This window comes from Streptomyces sp. NRRL S-495 (assembly GCF_000966955.1).
Taxonomy (GTDB): Bacteria; Actinomycetota; Actinomycetes; order Streptomycetales; family Streptomycetaceae; genus Kitasatospora; species Kitasatospora purpeofusca.
Window position 1 is genome coordinate 1 of record NZ_JZWY01000334.1, and the last position, 16,836, is coordinate 16,836.

A 16,836-nucleotide genomic window follows, 5' to 3' on the forward strand; every position below is an offset into this window, starting at 1 on the left:
GCGGTGACCAGCAGCCGGGAGCCGCGTTCGGTGAACGGCCGCTCGTCCAGGTCGAGTTCGACGGCGCAGGTGGGGGCGGTGGACATCAGCGGCCTCCCAGGCCCGAGGAGGCCATGCTGTTGAGGATCTTGCGCTGCCCGATCAGGAAGGCGATCAGCATCGGTACCACGGTCATCGCGGAGAGCGCCGCGGTGAGCCCGTAGTCGACGCCGCCGCGGCCGGAGTTGAAGGAGTCGAGCAGCAGCGGGACGGTGAACAGCTCCGAGGTGTTGAGGAACACCAGCGGGAAGAAGTAGCTGTTCCAGCTGGCCAGGAAGACGATGATGCCCAGCGTCCACAGGCCGGGCCGGATGTTGGGCAGGACGATCCGCCAGAAGATGGTCCAGCGGCCGGCGCCGTCGATCCGGGCCGCCTCCTCCAGTTCGACCGGGACGGCCCGGATGAACTGCCGGAGCAGGAACACCGCGAACGGGTTGGCGATCGCCGGCAGGATCAACGCCAAGTGCGAGTCGATCAGTTGGAGCTTGGCCAGCATGATGTACAGCGGCACGACGGTCACCTGGGCCGGCACCATCTGGGTGGCCAGGAACAGTCCGAACAGCGGCCCGGAGCCCCGGAACGGGATCCGGGCGAAGGCGTAGGCGGCCATCGCGCCGGTGAACAGGGTGGCGGCGACGGTGATCGCCGCGATGTACATGCTGTTCCAGTACGCGCGCCCGATCGGCACCTCGTTCAGCACGTCGGGGTAGTTCTGCGCGCGCCAGGGCGTGGGCAGCCAGGACAGCGGCTCGTTGATCATCTGGCTGACGCCCTTGAAGGAGGTCAGGACCATCCAGACGAAGGGGAACAGCATCAGCAGGCCGCCGAGGACGAGCCCGATGTGCAGGAGGAGCTGCCGGGGGGCGGTGGAGTGGCGGACGGTGGTCATGGCAGCGCCTCAGGACTCGTAGTGGACGAAGCGCTTCTGCGCCTGGAACTGGACCGCCGTGACGATCAGGGTCAGCAGCAGCAGGAGCAGGGCGGCGGCGCTCGACAGTCCGAAGTGGAACTCCCGGAAGCCCTGTTGGTAGACCTTGTAGACGATGGTCTGGGCACCCTCGTTGTGGTCCGGGTTGACCAGGACGTAGACGAGGTCGAAGGCCTGGAACGAGCTGATCACCGACACCACCACGGTGAAGAAGACGGTGGGCGACAGCAGCGGCAGGGTGACCGAGCGCAGGGTCTGCCAGGGGCCGGCGCCGTCGATCCGGGCGGCCTCCAGCAGATTGGTCGGGACGGTGGCCAGCCCGGCCAGGAAGATCACCACATTGAGGCCGAGCGAGGACCAGACGGTCACCACCGAGACCGCGACCACCACCCAGTCGGGGTCGGCCAGCCAGTCGGGCAGGGTGATCCCGAGGATGTCGTGGACGGTCCCGTTGAGGATGCCGTCGGCGCCGCCCCCGAGGATCATCTGCCAGATCACCGACACCGCGACCGAACTGGTCACCACCGGAAGGAAGTAGACGATCCGGTAGGCGGTCCGCCCGCGCACCCCGTGCAGGGCGAGGGCGATCAGCAGCGCCAGGGCGAGGCCGCCGGGCACGGTGATCAGCCCGATCTTGAGGGTGTTCCACACCGCCCGACCGAACTCCGGATCGGTCAGCTGGGTGCGGAAGTTGTCCAGTCCGACCCAGGTCGCGTCGCCGAGGCCGTCCCAGCGCATGAAGGAGAGGACCACGGCGAATCCGAGCGGGCCGACCAGGAAGACCAGCAGGCCCAGCAGTTGGGGGCCGAGGAAGACCAGGGCCCACCGCCGGTCGCGGCGGCGCCAGAGCGGCTCGCGGCCGCCGCGCGCGGTGGGGGCGCTGCCCGCCGGGCCGGCGGCGGGACGCTCCCGCCGCCGGGCCGCGGCCTGGGTGGGGGCGCTCACCCCTTGTTGCCCTTCATGCCGTCGACCAGGGTCTGGAGCTGGGTCATGCCCTCGTCGAAGCCGGTCTTGCCCTCCCAGATCTTCATCAGCTGGTCGTTGATCGCCTTGGTCAGACCGGGGACGGCCACCTCGTCGGGGTAGTTGGCGAAGCCCCGGTCGCGGACGTCCAGGAAGGTCTTGGCGTGCGGCGGGTAGTTGCCCTCGGTGACCAGACTCTCGGCGCCCCGGACGGAGGGGACGGCGCTGCCGCCCTTGAGCCGCAGCTGCTGGCCCTCCTTGCTGACGAACTCGGTCAGGAAGGTGAAGGCCTCCTTCGGGTGCTTGCTGTCCTTGTTGACGGTCAGGTAGGAGGCGGCGACGGCGCCGGGTATCGGCTGCCCGCTCTCGGACGGGAACGGCACGATGTCGTAGCTCTCGCGGTCGCCGCCCTTGTCGATGCCCTCGATGACCCAGCGGCCGCCGGCGTAGAAGCCGGCCTTGTGCTTGATGAACTGGGTGGCCGCGCCGTTGCCCTCGGGCAGCAGGTCGGCGGAGGCGAAGGTCTTGTCCCGGTAGCCGTCGGCGAGGGTCTTCAGCGCCTGGCGGGTCTTCGGGTCGGTGGTGGCGACGAACTTCCCGCCGTCCCACACCTTTCCGCCGAAGCCGTTGACGACGCTGTAGTTGGCGCCGTACCAGTTCCAGAAGATGGTGCCGGTCCGGTCCGCCGCCTTGAGCTTGGCGTTCATCTCCAGGAACTTCGCCGTGGTCCACTGACCGGCCTCGTTCAGCGCGGCCGGGTCCTCGGTGATGCCGGCCGCGGCGAGGGCCTTCTTGTCGAACCAGAGCACCTCGGGGTTGGTGTCGTTGGGCACGCCGTAGGTGACGCCGTCCTTCTTGGCACCGCCGTAGATGCCCTCGAAGAAGTCGGCCGGCTTGCTGCGGCTGTCCGGTCCGGCGAGCTGCTGGTCGAGCGGGGAGAGCACGCCGTCGGCGACCAGCTTGCCGATGTAGTCGTCACCGACGTAGAAGACGTCCGGCGCGGTCTTCGAGGTGAGCTGGGTGAGCAGCTTGGGGTGGTAGTCCTCGTAGGAGGCGACCTGCTCCAGCTTGAGGGTGATGTTCGGGTACTTCTTGGCGAACTCGTCCGTGAAGGTCTTGAAGACCGCCATGTCCTCGGCCGAGCCCCAGGTCGACCAGCGGATGGTGACCTTGCCGCCGTCGGCCTTGGCGTCGCCGGCGCCGCCCGCGCCGTTGGTTCCGCTGCAGCCGGTGACGGTGACGGCCAGTGCCGCCGCGGCGGCGACCAGGGCTGTTCTTCTCGTGAACCTCGTCGGACTCGTGAAAGCGGACATCGGATGCCTCCTGGGCTTTCGTGAGGGTGGGGTGTCGCGAAGGGGGGTGGTACCTCGGTGCGTGCAGGGGGTGGTGCGTCCGTACCTGGAGCGGGTGGTGCGTCCGTACGTACGTGGAGCGGGTGGTGCGGGTGTCAGGCGAGGCCGCCGCCGTCGACGACGAGGGCGGAGCCGGTCATGTAGCTGCTGGCGTCGCCCGCCAGGAAGAGCACCGCGGCGGCGATCTCCTGCGGCGTGCCGGCCCGGCCCATCGGCCGGTCGGCGGCGTCCTTCTCGAACACCGCCCACTCCTCCTGGAGCTGGCGCGCCTCGTCGCGGAGCATCGGCGTCATGGTGTCGCCCGGGTTGACGGAGTTGACCCGGATGCCGGCGGCCGCGTGGTCGATCGCCAGCGCGCGCGTCATGTTGACGACCGCCGCCTTGGAGGCGCAGTAGGACAGCGCGTTGCCGCCGCCCTTCAACCCCCAGCCGGAGCCGGTGTTGACGATCGACCCGCCCTCGGTCATGGCCGGCACGGCGAAGCGGCACATCAGGTAGACGGACCGCACATTGACGGCCATCACCCGGTCCCAGTCGTCGGCGGAGATCTCCAGCGCGGTCTGGCGGCGGATGATGCCGGCGTTGTTGAACAGGACGTGCAGCCCGCCGAAGGTCTGCACGGCGATGGTGACGATCCGTTCGCAGTCGGTCTCCGAGGAGACGTCGGCGCGCACCGCCACCGCCCGGCCGCCGGCCGCCTCGATGCCGCGGACGACCTCGCTCGCGTCCGCGAGGTCGGCGACGACCACGGCGGCGCCCTCGGCGGCGAACAGTTCGGCGGTGGCCCGGCCGATGCCGGAGGCGCCGCCGGTGACGATGGCGACCTTGTTGCGCAGGGTGTTCATGAAAGCTCCTCACTCGCCGAACTGATGCGGTACAGCACTGATTCACGGTGTCCGGTGACCACTCGGACGTGGCCCTCGAACGCGGCGTCGGCCCGGGGGTCGCCGCTGTCGACCAGCAGCGGCCGCCCGCCGAGCGCGGCCAGCTTCTGCTGGGTGGCGAGCACGACGACCCCGGCGAGCGCGGCCAGGACCCGGGGACTGAACTGCTGGTTCCCGCGCCCGATCACGAAACCCTGCCCACCGATCACCGACAACACACCATGCGTCACCTGTGACATGGCAATGGCATGCAGCCGCTGCTCGGTCACGTCCGGGGCGAGCAGGGCGCCGTCCCGGACCACGTCCACGCCCAGCGGTGTCAGCGCCAGCCCGAGCGCCCGCCCGACGGCGAGCGTGGTGGCGCCGGGGCCGAGCGCATAGGCGGTGCCGGGGCGCATGCCCGCCACCACCGCGCGGGCGATGGACTCGGCCGAGCCGGGCGGCGCCGCCGAGGAGCCGGTCTTGCGCCCGCTCAGCCGGTCCCGGGCCGCCGGCACCCGCAGCGTGCCGTACAGCCGGGCGCCGACCAGGCCCGCGCGGTGGCCCTCCTCGTCCAGGTCGACCACCTCCGCGTCGACGGTCCGGCCGTCGAACCCGGCGGCGGTCGCGCCCGCCGCCGCCGGACTGACGGCGAAGCAGCCGGAGTAGACCTTCACCCCGGCCGGGACGCCGAGCACCGGTGGGCGCGGCCCCGCGTCCAGGACGTCGCGCGCCGTCCCGTCACCGCCCGCGAACAGCAGCAGGTCCACCTCGCCGAGCGCCGCGACCGCCGCCCGGGTGTCGGCCGCGCCGGTGGCCGATGCCCCGGTGGACGCCGATGTCGCGGGCGGACGGTGCGCGAGCCGGTACGGGACGCCCGCCGCCCGGGCGCTGTCCTCCCCCATCGGCCCGGCCACGGTGCGCACCAGGACGTCCGGGCGGCGGGCCCGCAGGGCGCGCAGCGCGGCGGCCGCGCGCTCGGCCGCCCGGGGGACGGCGCCCAGCGCGACCGCCCTGGCCTGGATGTCAGGCCCGTCGCTGCCCTTGAGGGCGACGGCGCCGCCGAGGCCGGCGACGGGGTTCACGATCAGGCCGACGATCATGCCCGGGGCTGCCCGCCGTGCTTGCGGCGGTAGGCGCGCCAGCTGGGCGACCACTGTGCCGGGTCGTCCAGCGAGGCCGGGTCGATCCGGTGCACCGTCTGCCGGTAGGGCGCGTTGCGGACGAACTCCGGGTCCTTGCGGGCCTCGTCGGCGACATGGGCGAGGATCGCCGCGTACTCGTCGAGGTCCTCCCTGGAGTAGGACTCGGTGGGCTCCAGGGTGAAGGGCTCGGGCACCACGTACGGGTGGTGGCTGGTCCAGTAGTGCACGCCGAAGTCCGCCGCGCGGATACCGATCTCCTCGGAGTGGACGCCGGTCTCCTCGGTCAGCTGCTGCCAGGAGTAGCGGACCTGCTCGACCCGGCGGCGGTCGGCCCACGGCACCGAGGCGCCGGGGATCCGGGCGACCTTAGCCAGTAGGTAGTTGTTGTTGAGCACGGCCGTCTCGGCGACCTCGCGCAGGCCCTCGGCGCCGAGCGCCATCACCCAGGCGTAGGCGCGCACCACATTGGGGGTGACGCCGAGGAAGGGGCGGATCTTGCCGACCGAGCGCTCGGGGGTGGTCAGGGTGAACACCTCCTGCTCCCCTTCTGCGGTCTCCGCGTTCTCGACCCGGTCGACGACCGGCCCGGGCAGGAACGGCACCAGCGCCGCCGAGACGCCGCAGGCACCGGCCGCCGGTCCGCCGCAGGCGTGAGGGGTGGAGAAGGTCTTGTGCAGGTTGAAGTGGCACAGGTCGAAGCCCGCGTCCCGGGCCCGGGTGATGCCGAGGATGCCGTTGGCGTTCGCCTGGTCGTAGCAGGCCAGCCCGCCGGCCTGGTGGACCAGGTCGACGAACTCCTTGGTCCGCGGGTTGAAGATCCCGGTGTCCTCCGGGTTGGTGATCATCAGCGCGGCGGTGCGCGGCCCGACCGCCGCCCGCAGCGCCTCCAGATCCGGGTTGCCGTCGGCGTCCGGCATGAGGGTGATCACCTCGTAGCCGGCGACCTTGGCGCACGCCGCGTTCGAGGGGTGCGAGAACATCGTGGTGATCACCTGGTCCCGCTGCCCGCCCTCGCCCCGCGAGGCGTGGTAGGCGCGGATCATCGCGATGTTGGCGTAGATCGCCGCGGAGCCCGCCCCCGGTTGCAGCGACACCCGGGCCATGCCGGAAATCTCCTTGAGGATCTGCTCCAGCCGCCAGTAGATCTCCAGCACGCCCTGCACGGTGGACTCGGGCTGCAGCGGGTGCAGCGCGGCGATCCTCGGGTCACGGACGAAGGAGTCGTTGACCTTGGGGCTGTACTTCATGGTGCAGGTGCCCTGGCCGACGTCGATGTTGAAGTCCGCGCCGAGGGTCTCCTGGGAGAGCCGTAGGTAGTGCCGGACCACCTGGTTCTGGGAGAGCTCGGGCAGCGCGGGCGGGGTGCGGCGGGCGATCGACTCCGGCAGTTCGACCAGGGGCGCGCCGGGCGCGGGCACGCCCACGCCGCGCCGGCCGGACCGGGACAGCTCGAAGACGATCTCCTCGTCCCAGCGGGCCTGGTGGAAGCGCCGCAGGCCCGGCTTGGGGGTGACCGGCAGGCTGGCGAAGGGTTCGGTGTGCGAGCTCACTCGGCGCCTCCCAGGGCGGAGAGGGCGTCCTTGACGGCCGCCGCGAGGATGTCGATGTCGGCGATCGAGTGCCGTTCGGTGACGCAGACCAGGACCTCGCGGTCCCCGAGCCGCACGCCGCCGAGGATGCCCCGGCCGTGCAGGTCGGCGAGCAGCGCGTCGGCGTCCGGCACCTCCACGGCGAACTCCCGGAAGTGCACGGCCTCCTGGTGGCGGACCACGGCGCCGGCCGAGGCCAGCGCCCGCATCGCGTAGCGGGTCCGGGCGAGCACGGTCTCGCCGATCTCCCGCATCCCCTGCGGGCCCATCAGCGCGAGGTAGACGCCGGCGGTGATGCCCCACAGGGCGGCCGCCGTGCCGACCCACTCCTTGCCCTCCTCGCGCAGCGCGAACGAGGTCCGGTCGTAGAAGACGTCGCCGAAGCCGTACTCGCCGGGCACGGCCGTCGGGGCGATGCCGAACAGCCGGGACGGGAACTCGGCGACCAGCCGCTCGTCGTCGTGGCTCGCGATGAACCCGGCCTGGCCGCCGCCGTACTGCGGGTGCATGCCGAGCGACTGGATGTCCCCGCAGACCAGGTCGGCGCCGTAGGAGGCGGGCGGGGCGAGCACGCCGAGCGAGATCGGGTCGGTGCCGACGACCAGCAGCGCGCCGACGCCGTGCGCCAGTTCGGCCAGCTCCCGGCCCCGGGTCTCGACCACGCCGTGCACGGTGGGCGTCTCCAGGTAGAGCGCGGCGAAGGTGTCGTCCAGCCGCACCTCGCCCATCTCCCCGGAGTCGGCCACGGGCGCGAGTCGCACCTCGACGTCCGGGGTGAGGTAGTCGCGGATCTTGGCCAGCTTGTCGGCCGCGATCGCCCCGCTCACCAGCACCTTGGAGCGTCCGGTGCGGCGCGCGGCCATCCGCAGGGCCGTCCCGGTCGCCTGGTAGCCGTCGTAGACGGGGACGTTGACGACGTCCATCTCCAGCAGCTCGGCCATCATCGAGACATACTCGAAGAGGGCCTGGAAGCGGCCGTGGTCCTCGTAGGGCTCGCCCGCGTAGGCGGTGAGGAACTCGCCCCGGCCGTTCACCTCGTCGCACACCGCCGGGACGTGGTGGTGGTAGCAGCCGTGGCCGAGGAAGCTCAGCAGTTCGGCCGGGTGGGTGTTGCGCGCCAGCAGGCCGTGCAGGTGCCGGACCAGGCCGGGCTCGTCGGTGTACGGCGCGGGCAGGTCGAGCGGGCGGTCGAGCCGGAGTTCGGCGGGGATGTCGCGGTAGAACTCGGCGGCGTCGGGGGCGCCGATCTCGGCGAGCATCGCCGCCCTGGTCTCGGGCCCCGCGTTGGGGATGTAGGGATGGGCCACTGGCACTCCTCGGGTCAGGGCTTCGGGACTGCTTCAGGACTTGCTTCAGGACTGCTCAAGGACGACGGCGTCGCCGGGCGCGAGCGTCAGGGGGCCACTCGGCAGCGGACGGCCGGTCAGCAGGTCGGTGAACACCGTGTCGGTGTCGGTACCGGTCGGGCTCGGGCTCGGGGTCGGCAGCGGGACGGTGGCCGTCCGGCTGCCGTGGTTGAGCAGGAAGAGGTAGCGGCCGCGGCGGCAGGCCTCGACGCCCTCGGGCAGGTCGGGCCCGGCGACGCCGGTGACGCCGGCGGCGGCCAGCACCTCGTCCAGCAGCGGGGACGGGTCCTCGGGCAGACAGCTCAGATAGGTGGCGCTTGCGGTCCTGGCACCGCGCCGGGTGACGGCCGGGCGGCCGTCCAGCGGGCCGCCCCGGTAGCGCGCCACCACCTCGGCCCCGTCGGCCTCCACCCACTCGGTCCAGGTGCGGGTGGTCAGCCGGGTGCCGTCCGCCGTCTCCACCTCCTGGGTGACGCCGTCGGGCAGCGGCCGCCACTCCTCGACCCGCACCCCGAGCAGTTCGCGCAGCGGCCCGGGCGCCCCGCCGTCGTGGACCTGGTCGGCGGCGTCGACCACCCCGCTGAACGGCCCGACCACCAGGTGGCCGGGGAAGGCGGCCAGCGCGGCGGCCTGCTCGGCCGTGCACAGGTAGAGGTTGGGGGCGATCACCAGCCGGTAGCCGGAGAGGTCGCGCCCGGGCGGGGCCAGGTCGACGGCGATGCCCCGGGCGTGCAGCGGCGCGTACCAGGAGAGCAGCAGCTCGTGCAGCCGGAGCCGGTCGGAGGGCATCGACTCGGGCGCCTCCAGCCCCCACCAGCTGTCCCAGTCCAGCAGCAGCGCGACCTCGGCCCGGGTGGTGCTGCCGGCGACCTCGGCCAGCCGGCGGACGTCCGCGCCGAGGGCGAGCGTCTCGCGCCACTGCCGGGTCGCGGTGCCGCCGTGCGGCAGCATCGCGGAGTGGAACTTCTCCGGGCCGTAGCGGGCCTGGCGCCACTGGAAGAACATCACGCCGTCGGAGCCGTGGGCGAGCGCCTGGAGGCTGTGCAGCCGCATCACCCCGGGGTCCTTGGGGACGTTGACCGGCCGCCAGCTGACCGCGCTCGGCGCGGACTCCAGCAGCAGCCAGGGCTGCCGCTTCAGCGAGCGCATCAGGTCGTAGCTGAGCGCGGCCTTCACCGCGGCCCGGGGGTCGGCCGGGTCCGGGTAGGCGTCGTCGGTGACGACGTCCTCGGCGGCGGCCCACTCCCAGTAGTCGAGGTCGCGCAGCACGCTCATGAAGTTGGTGGTCACCGGCACGTCCGGGGTGACCTCCTTGAGCACCGCGCGCTCGGCCTCGAAGCAGGCGAGCAGCGCGTCGCTGGAGAAGCGGCGCCAGTCCAGCAGCTGCGCCGGGTTGACCGGTCCTGGCGCCTTGCGGGGCGGCTCGATCTGCGTCCAGTCGGTGTAGTGCTGGCCCCAGCAGGACGTCCCCCAGGCCGCGTTGAGGCCGCCCAGGGAGCGGTGGCGCTCCTGCAGCCAGCGGCGGAAGTCGCGGGCCGACTCCGGGCAGAAGCACTCGGCGGTGTGGTCGGCGTACTCGTTGCTCACATGCCACATGGCGAGCGCGGGGTGGTCGCGGTAGCGCTCGGCCACGGCCCGGGCGAGCCGGACGGTGGCGGCGCGGAACACCGGTGAGGAGGGGCAGTAGCCCTGCCGGGAGCCGAACTCCAGCCTGGTCCCGGCGGCGTCGACCGGCATCACCTCCGGGTGCTCGCGGACCAGCCAGGGCGGCGGGGTCGCGGTGGCGGTGGCGAGGTCGACGGCGATGCCGTGCGCGTGGAGCAGGTCGAGCACACGGTCCAGCCAGCCGAAGTCGTGGACGCCGGGGGCGGGTTCCAGTCGGGACCAGGAGAAGACGCCGACGGTGACGAGGTTGACGCCCGCCTCCGCCATCAGCCGGACGTCCTCCTGCCAGACCTCCTCGGGCCACTGTTCGGGGTTGTAGTCGCCCCCGAACAGCAGTCCCGGCACCCGGGTCAGGCCCATGCTCCGCCTCCTCCAGGGGTCGAGGACCCCGCTGGGAATTTTGTATTCAAAATACATAGTGCAGTACACTGAATGCGGTCAAGGGCTATGCTGCGAATCCGAAAAAAGGGGGATCCCGATGGCGATCGAGCGCCGCCCACTGCGCGAGCAGATCCGCGACGAGCTGATGGACCGCCTCACCCGCGGCGAGTTCGCGGCCGGCACCGACGTGAACGAGGCGGTCCTGGCCGCCGAACTCGGGGTCAGCCGCACCCCGTTGCGGGAGGCCCTGATCGCCCTGGCCGGCGAGGGCGTGCTGGAGAGCAGCCAGGGCCGGGGCTTCCGCTTCGCGCCGGTCAGCCGCACCGAGTTCCGCGAACTGGTCGCGATCGTCGCCGCCCTGGAGTCGCTGGCGCTGGAGTCCTCCGACCCGGCACACCTGCGGTCCATCGCCCCGCGCCTGCTGGACCTCGCCCAGGGCTTCCCCGACCAGGTCGCCGCCCACGCGACGGTCGACCGGCGCGACGACGAGTGGCACGGCCTGCTGCTCAGCGGCTGCTCCAACGAGCGCCTGCTCGACCTCCTCACCCGGGTCAAGGCCGGGATGCGGCGCTACGAGAACCTGGTCGTCGCGGAGGACGAGCCGGTGGCCCGCGAGTCGGAGGAGCACTGCGAGATCGCCCGCCGGCTGCTGGAGGACGACCTGCCCGGCGCCATCACCGCCCTGCGGGCCAACTGGATCGGCGGGATGGAGCGGATGCTCGCGCACATCCCGGCGGAGTGAGGCCGGTGCGCCGCGCGGTGCCCCTTGGGGCAGTCCCTGACGGCCCGACAGGGGCCGGGCGGGCGGTTCGCGTTGACACCCCGGGCCGGCCTGGTCCACGGTAGTCGCAGAGCCGGACCCCGACCCCTCGGCGGACCGGTGAACGCGCTTGTCAGCAGCGCGATTTCAGCACGTCCCGGGTCCGCCTCCCCCGTCGGACCCGGGACGGCTGCGACCCGGGTCGGACCCGACCTCTTCCCCCGCGCCCGGCCGCCCTTCGACCGCCGCCGGGCTTCGCCAAGTCCCTTCCCCCCAGCACCTGTTGCAGTGGCAGGCGGCGCGATGGCGGGATGTCGTCAGAGGCCCGCCCCGGCCATTGACGGCGTCCCGCCCCGCCGCGTTCGCGAGGGCGGGCACCGGCATGTCTCCCTCGCGTCAGTGCCCCGGGGGCGCGTCGTTGGGATACACGTGGAACGGGGCCGCGTAGGGATAGGGAGCCTGGAGAGGAGCGGGCCGGCCGGGCGCGCTGAGGGCCCCGGCCAGGATCAGGACGAGACCGGTCAGGTGGAACAGGGTGGCGATCCCCGAGAGCACGCTCATCGCCACCAGCGGCTCCAGGTCCGCGAACACGGTGTCGAGGCCGAGGCCCGCCCCCAGGACGAGGACGACCGGCCCCGGGGCCGTCACCAGACAGCCGATCATCGCCAGGCGGGCGTTGCGCCCCCGGCGACGGAGGAACGTACCCGCCACCACGGCGCCGATCAACGGGGTGAGGACCGAGACGGCGGCGATGAACAGGTGAATGAGGCCGACGGTCCGGTAGTCGGTCATGGGACTCCAAGCGTGTGCGGGGACGGGCGGTACTGGGACACCCCCGATCACGCACGGACCCCGACCGGCGGTTCCGCCCGGGGCGAAGCGGCCACCGCCGAGGAGGCCACCGCCGCGGGCGGACCGCCTGGCTAGGATCGGCGCATGACCAGGGACATACGGATCGAGCAGGCCGGACTCCACTACGAGACAGCCGTGTTCGGCGGCGACGGCAGTGGACTGACGGCGGCGGAGCGGGGGTTGGACGGGGTCGAGGCGGACCTCGCGCTGGCCCGGGGGCGGGTGCTGCACGCCCGGTTCCTGGCGGACCGGGTCGAGGATCCGCGCGAGCTGGAGCTGTTCGAGCGGGCCGCCGCGTTCTACCGGGAGCTCGGCGACGCGCGGGGCGAGGGCGAGGCGCTGTTCTGGACCGGGACGTTCCACCAGGTCGTCCGGGGCGACGCGGCCGCCGCCCTCCCCGCCCTGGAGGGCGCGCTCGCCCTCGCCACCCGCACCGGGGACCTCCTCACCATGAGCTACGCACTGCGGCACCTCGGCATCGCCGCCCACATCACCGGGGACCTCCCGACGGCCCGCGAACGGCTGGAGGAATCCACCCGGCTGCGGTGGGAACTCGGCTTCCTGCCCGGAGTGGCGGCCAACCTGGTCGGCCTCGCCCACCTCGCCGCCCAGCAGGACCGGCGGGAGGACGCCGCCGCTCTGCTCGCCGAGGCGACCGGACTGGCGGAGACCTCCGAGGCGCACGGCGTGCTGAACCAGATCACCGAGGCCCGCAAGGAACTCGCTCTGCCGTAGCGCAAGTTCAGGGCTTACCGCCATCCGGTCAGTAGCCCTGGTAGGAGAAGGCCGCCCAGACCTCCAGGGCGTCCGGGGCGCGGCGGGCCAGCGAGACGAGTTCGGGCGGGGCGCCCGGCGGCAGGCTGCGGTCGGGGTCCAGGGCCCACAGCTGGGCGCGGCGCAGGGCCTCGGCGGGCGGGTCGCCGGCGGCGAGGCGGCCGTGGAGGACGTACATCAGCACGCAGACCATCTCGTCGGACACCTCCCAGCGCGAGCCGACCGCGCCCGTCGCCCCGGCGGCGAGGAAGGCGCTGGAGAGGGTGAGCGCCTCGTCGAGGTCCTCGCCGGTGTGGTCGCTGACGCAGGCGTCGAGCACGACCAGCCCGCCCGGGGAGCCCGGCGGGCGGCCCAGGGCCTGGCGGAGGATGTCGCCGACCGGCAGCCGGCCCTCGCGGTCCCCGGCGCCCGGGTCGGGGGCGAGGGCGAGGTAGGCGTCGAGCGGCGAGCGCCCGGACGGCAGTGCGTGGCAGGCCAGGTGGAGCACGGAGGCCCCGGCCCGTCCGGGCGCGGGCAGCGCGGCCAGCACCTCGGCCGGGGTGCCCGCCCCCTCGGCGTCCTCGACGTAGCCGAGCAGGGTGCCGTGCGGGTAGTGGTCGGCGTGCAGGTACTCGGCCTCGACCTCGGCGAACATCAGGTCCCTGGTGGGGTCGCCGACGACCACCGGCCGTTCGGCGAGCGGCAGCCGGGGCCGCCGGACCACCTCGCAGAACTGCCGGGCGGAGGCGGCGTAGGAGACCACCGCGCGTTCCACGGCCCGCACCGGCCGTCCGCCGTCGCGCAGCCCGCTGCTGAGCAGCCCCGCGTGCCAGGGCACACCGCCCAGCGCGCCGAACGGCACCAGCACCAGCCGGGGCGGCGCACCCGGCGCGCGGCGGGCGGCGGCCGACCGCAGGGCCGGGTGGCGCAGCAGCGGGCGCATCACGGCGGTGCCGGCCCAGTCGCAGAGTTCGCCGAGGGTGCCCAGCCAGCGGCGCCGGGCGGCGACCCGCTCCGGGTGACGGGACGGCAACTCGTCCAGGGTGGACTGGCGTTCGCGGTGCGCCCGCCGGTAGGTGTGCAGCAGGTCGAGCGCCGAGCTGCTGACCAGGGTGAGCGGCAGCAGGTCGACGGCGCCGCCGTCCTCGCCTGCGGTGATCAGCAGGGCCGTGCCGCTGCGCCCGTCGGCGGGCGGCAGCAGGTAGACCAGGGCGTCCGCGTCGGCCGCGCGAAGGCTCCGGGCGATCTCCTCGACCGGGGGCGCGGACACGAGTGCCGTCCCGGCCGGGGCGGCGGCGAGGGCGGTGAGCGCGCGGCGGCGCAGGTCGTCGGGCATGGGGATGTCGGCGCCGCCGGGGAGGGATTCGAGCAGGGTGCCGGGCAGGCCGAGCAGCGCGTCGAAGTCGAAGGGGTCGGCGGGCCCGCCGTCGGATCCGGCGTCGTCGCCGCCGGCGCCGAGCCAGGCCTCGGCGAGGTCCTGGTGCCCGGCGATCCGCAGCAGGTCGGGGACGTCGGTGGTGGCGGTGGAGGCGTGCAGCACCAGGCCGCGGCCCAGTTCCAGCGCTTCGACGGCGGCCCGCAGGTGGGGCTCGCCGCCGGGACCGGGGGCGCCGGGGACGGAGGCACCGGGGACGGAGGCACCGGGGACGAAGGCGCCGGGCAGGGCCTCCCCCGCCTCGTGCTCCCGGTCGGCGATGTACCACCCGGCGATCGTCAGCGCCTCGGACGCGGCGTCCCTGGCCAGCACCAGGGCGGGTTCGGCCGAGGCCTGGAGCATGGTCGCGGCGGCGAGTTCGCGCAGCCCGGCCAGCCCGAACTCGCGGCCGAGCCGGCGGTCCTCCGGCCCGAGTCGGGCCCGGTGGACGGCGGCGAGGATCCCGCTCACCTTGGCCAGCATCCGGGTCGGCGTCCCCTGCCGCATCCGCTCGCGCACGGACCCCGCGGCGGCCAGCGCCTCGGCGGCGTCGGCGGGCCGGCGCGCGTGGCGGTAGCGCTCCAGCAGCAGGGTGGCCCGCAGCAGCAGACCCCGGGAGCCCTCCAGGCCGGTCGGGTCGGTCTCCGCGAGGAAGGCGTCCAGGTAGCGGAGCGCGCCCCCCGCGTGGGTCTCGTTGAACGGCCGCTGCACGGCGAGCATGACGAGCGCGCCGGCGGCCCGCATGGTCAGCACGGCCTTGTACAGGTGCCCCGCCGGCGTCCCGTCCGCCGCCTCCATCATCAGAGCGACCGCGTCCGTCAGCCGGGCCGAGCCCCCGTGCGCCGCGTGCACCGCGTGGAAGAACATCACCACACCGAGGTCGCCGCGTGCCATCAGCCGGAGCGGATCGTCCTCGGGCACCGCCGCGACCAGCGGTTCCAGCTCGGCCACCACCCGCGCCATCGCCTCGACGTCCTGGACCACCAGGGCGGCCTGGAACTCCAGCATCAGCCGGGTCCGTTCGAGCATCGGCCGCTGCCCGCCGAGCAGCCGCCCGACGCCCGGGAGGTCGCTGGTGGCGAGGAAGGACACCACCTCGTCGGTGTAGCGGCGGGAGGCCTCCAGGTCCTGATGGTCGCCGCCGATGAGGTAGCGCCGGTAGAGGCTGACGGAGAGGTTCTCCAGATGGACGACGCGGTTGACGTCGTCCGGCGCGGCCCGGCGGAACGCGGCGCGTTCGTACCGGATCGCCGCGTCCAGGTCGGCGGCGGCGTTGGTGAACGCGAACCGCTTGCTCATCACGGCGGCCAGCGAGCCGTCCAGGTGCTCCTCCGACCACAGGGTGCCGGAGGGCCGGGCCCGGGCGTCGTCGAGCAGGCCGATCACCCGGTCCAGCGCGGCCCGGTCGGTGGAGAACTCGTCCCGGGCGATGGAGGCGTGGGCGAGTTGCTGGAGGATGTCGCTGCGGCGGATGCCGTGGTCCTCCTCGCCCATGGTGTCGACGGCCCGTTCGAGGTGGTGCAGCGCCTCCTCCAGGCGGTAGGAGTCCGGCTCCTGCTCGCACAGCGCGTTGACCATCGTGCCGAGCATCGCGTGCGAGGGCGGCCGCACCGGGTCGTCCCCGGCCATCCCGGCGAGGCCCTCGCGCAGCACCTCGACGGCCTCCCGCGCCTCGGCGGTCAGGAGGTAGCGGTCGAGCCGGGCGAGGCCGCCGAGCGTGCTCCCGAGCACCCAGCGCACGGTGCCGCCGTCCGGGTCCTCGGGCGGGACCAGCCGGCGCAGGTCGCGCAGCCGGGCGAGCCGGTGGGCGGCGTCCTCGGGACCGACGGTGCCGCCGCCGCGGGCCTCGTACCGGTCCACCAGGACCAGCGCGGCCCACAGCCGGGCGGGCGCGTCGGGCTCGGTGGTGGCCGCGATCGTCTCCAGCTGGGCGACGGCCCGGTCGACCGTCCCGGCATCCCCGCCGCCGTCCGCCGCCGGACCGAGCAGCAGCCGGACCAGGCGTTGGCGGGCGAGCAGTTCGACGGGGTCGGCGAGCTCGGCCGGGCCCGGAACGGCGTCCGGGTCGGGGCGCGGCGGGGCGTCGCCCGGTTCGTGCCACGGTTGCGGGCGCAGCCGGTCGAGCAGGCCCGTCAGGACGGCGTCGGCGGCGGCGCGGTCGGCGAGGGCGCCGTCGCGGTCGCAGCGGTCGGCGAGCGCGCAGCCGAGGGCCATCAGGTGGCCGGGATCCTGGTCGTCGTAGGCGTCGTAGGCGTCGTAGGTGTCATACGTGTCGTGGGCGTCATAGGCGTCGTCCCGGTCCCGCCCGTCCCCGACGCGGCCCGGTCCGCCGGGGCCGAGCACCTGCCAGGGCCCGAGCGGCACCGGGACGGGGCAGGCCAGGCGCAGCGCCGCCACCGCCCGGTCGAGGTCCTCCGGACGGGCCCGCTCGTCCTCCTCCCCGTCCTCGAACCGCGCGTACAGCAGCAGCCCGAGCTTCGCCGCGGCCACCGCCCGCTCCGGGTCGGCCGGGTCGAGCACGGCCACGCCGATCGTCAACAGCCCCACGGCCTCGGCCCGTTCGGTCCACACCGCGGCCCGGATCTCCTCGTCCTCGGCGAACTCCGGCCGCTCGACGCCGTTCCAGTACCGGACCGCGAGCGTCAGCCCGAGCAGGCACCGCACCTCCGCGAGCGCCCCGCCCGGCGCGGCCGGCCCCGCGTCCTCCAGCAGCGTGCGCGCCCGCGTGAACGCTGTCAGCGCCCCGGACAGCGCCATCGCCGCCCGCCGCGGATCCGCCGCCGCGT

The 16,836-nt window shown here is 73.7% G+C and carries 12 protein-coding genes; 2 read left to right on the forward strand and 10 right to left on the reverse strand.

Annotated elements, in window-relative coordinates; genetic code table 11:
* Positions 1–85 precede the first annotated feature (85 nt).
* The 8 genes from VR45_RS18085 to VR45_RS18120 form a co-directional block, all read right to left on the reverse strand.
* Positions 86–928 (reverse strand): carbohydrate ABC transporter permease, encoded by an 843-nt coding sequence (locus tag VR45_RS18085; protein WP_045940820.1) that lies wholly within the window; start codon positions 926–928, stop codon positions 86–88.
* Positions 929–937: 9 nt separating this feature from the next.
* On the reverse strand, positions 938–1,912 hold the full coding sequence (locus tag VR45_RS18090; RefSeq protein WP_078896630.1) for a sugar ABC transporter permease: 975 nt from the start codon (positions 1,910–1,912) through the stop codon (positions 938–940).
* Positions 1,909–3,243: a sugar ABC transporter substrate-binding protein gene (locus tag VR45_RS18095; protein WP_045940821.1), complete on the reverse strand. Its 1,335-nt coding sequence runs from the start codon at positions 3,241–3,243 to the stop codon at positions 1,909–1,911. The genes VR45_RS18090 and VR45_RS18095 overlap by 4 nt, the downstream gene beginning before the upstream one ends.
* A gap of 134 nt (positions 3,244–3,377) precedes the next feature.
* On the reverse strand, positions 3,378–4,127 hold the full coding sequence (locus VR45_RS18100; protein ID WP_045940822.1) for an SDR family NAD(P)-dependent oxidoreductase: 750 nt from the start codon (positions 4,125–4,127) through the stop codon (positions 3,378–3,380).
* On the reverse strand, positions 4,124–5,248 hold the full coding sequence (locus VR45_RS18105) for an NAD(+)/NADH kinase (RefSeq protein WP_045940829.1): 1,125 nt from the start codon (positions 5,246–5,248) through the stop codon (positions 4,124–4,126). Before VR45_RS18105 ends, VR45_RS18100 begins: the two co-directional genes overlap by 4 nt.
* Positions 5,245–6,840: an aminomethyl-transferring glycine dehydrogenase subunit GcvPB gene (gene gcvPB / locus VR45_RS18110; protein WP_078896631.1), complete on the reverse strand. Its 1,596-nt coding sequence runs from the start codon at positions 6,838–6,840 to the stop codon at positions 5,245–5,247. The genes VR45_RS18105 and gcvPB overlap by 4 nt, the downstream gene beginning before the upstream one ends.
* A complete protein-coding gene (gene gcvPA / locus VR45_RS18115; protein WP_045940823.1) occupies positions 6,837–8,186 on the reverse strand; it encodes an aminomethyl-transferring glycine dehydrogenase subunit GcvPA in 1,350 nt (449 codons plus the stop codon). Before gcvPA ends, gcvPB begins: the two co-directional genes overlap by 4 nt.
* Before the next feature lie 45 nt (positions 8,187–8,231).
* Positions 8,232–10,250, reverse strand: coding sequence for a beta-galactosidase (locus VR45_RS18120; RefSeq protein WP_045940824.1), 2,019 nt, complete (start codon positions 10,248–10,250; stop codon positions 8,232–8,234).
* Between the two features lie 118 nt (positions 10,251–10,368).
* Here VR45_RS18120 and VR45_RS18125 point away from each other — a divergent pair, with 118 nt between their 5' ends.
* Positions 10,369–11,013, forward strand: a complete 645-nt coding sequence (locus tag VR45_RS18125; RefSeq protein ID WP_052709184.1) for a GntR family transcriptional regulator — start codon at positions 10,369–10,371, stop codon at positions 11,011–11,013.
* Between the two features lie 414 nt (positions 11,014–11,427).
* Here the strand turns inward: VR45_RS18125 and VR45_RS18130 are convergent, their stop codons facing one another.
* Complete coding sequence (locus tag VR45_RS18130) at positions 11,428–11,823, reverse strand: hypothetical protein (RefSeq protein ID WP_045940825.1); 396 nt, start codon at positions 11,821–11,823, stop codon at positions 11,428–11,430.
* 144 nt (positions 11,824–11,967) lie between these two features.
* Here VR45_RS18130 and VR45_RS18135 point away from each other — a divergent pair, with 144 nt between their 5' ends.
* Positions 11,968–12,618, forward strand: coding sequence for a hypothetical protein (locus tag VR45_RS18135; protein ID WP_045940826.1), 651 nt, complete (start codon positions 11,968–11,970; stop codon positions 12,616–12,618).
* 28 nt (positions 12,619–12,646) lie between these two features.
* Here VR45_RS18135 and VR45_RS50085 read toward each other — a convergent pair.
* On the reverse strand, positions 12,647–16,836 hold a 4,190-nt coding region (locus tag VR45_RS50085), incomplete at its 5' end, for a CHAT domain-containing protein (protein ID WP_159394249.1).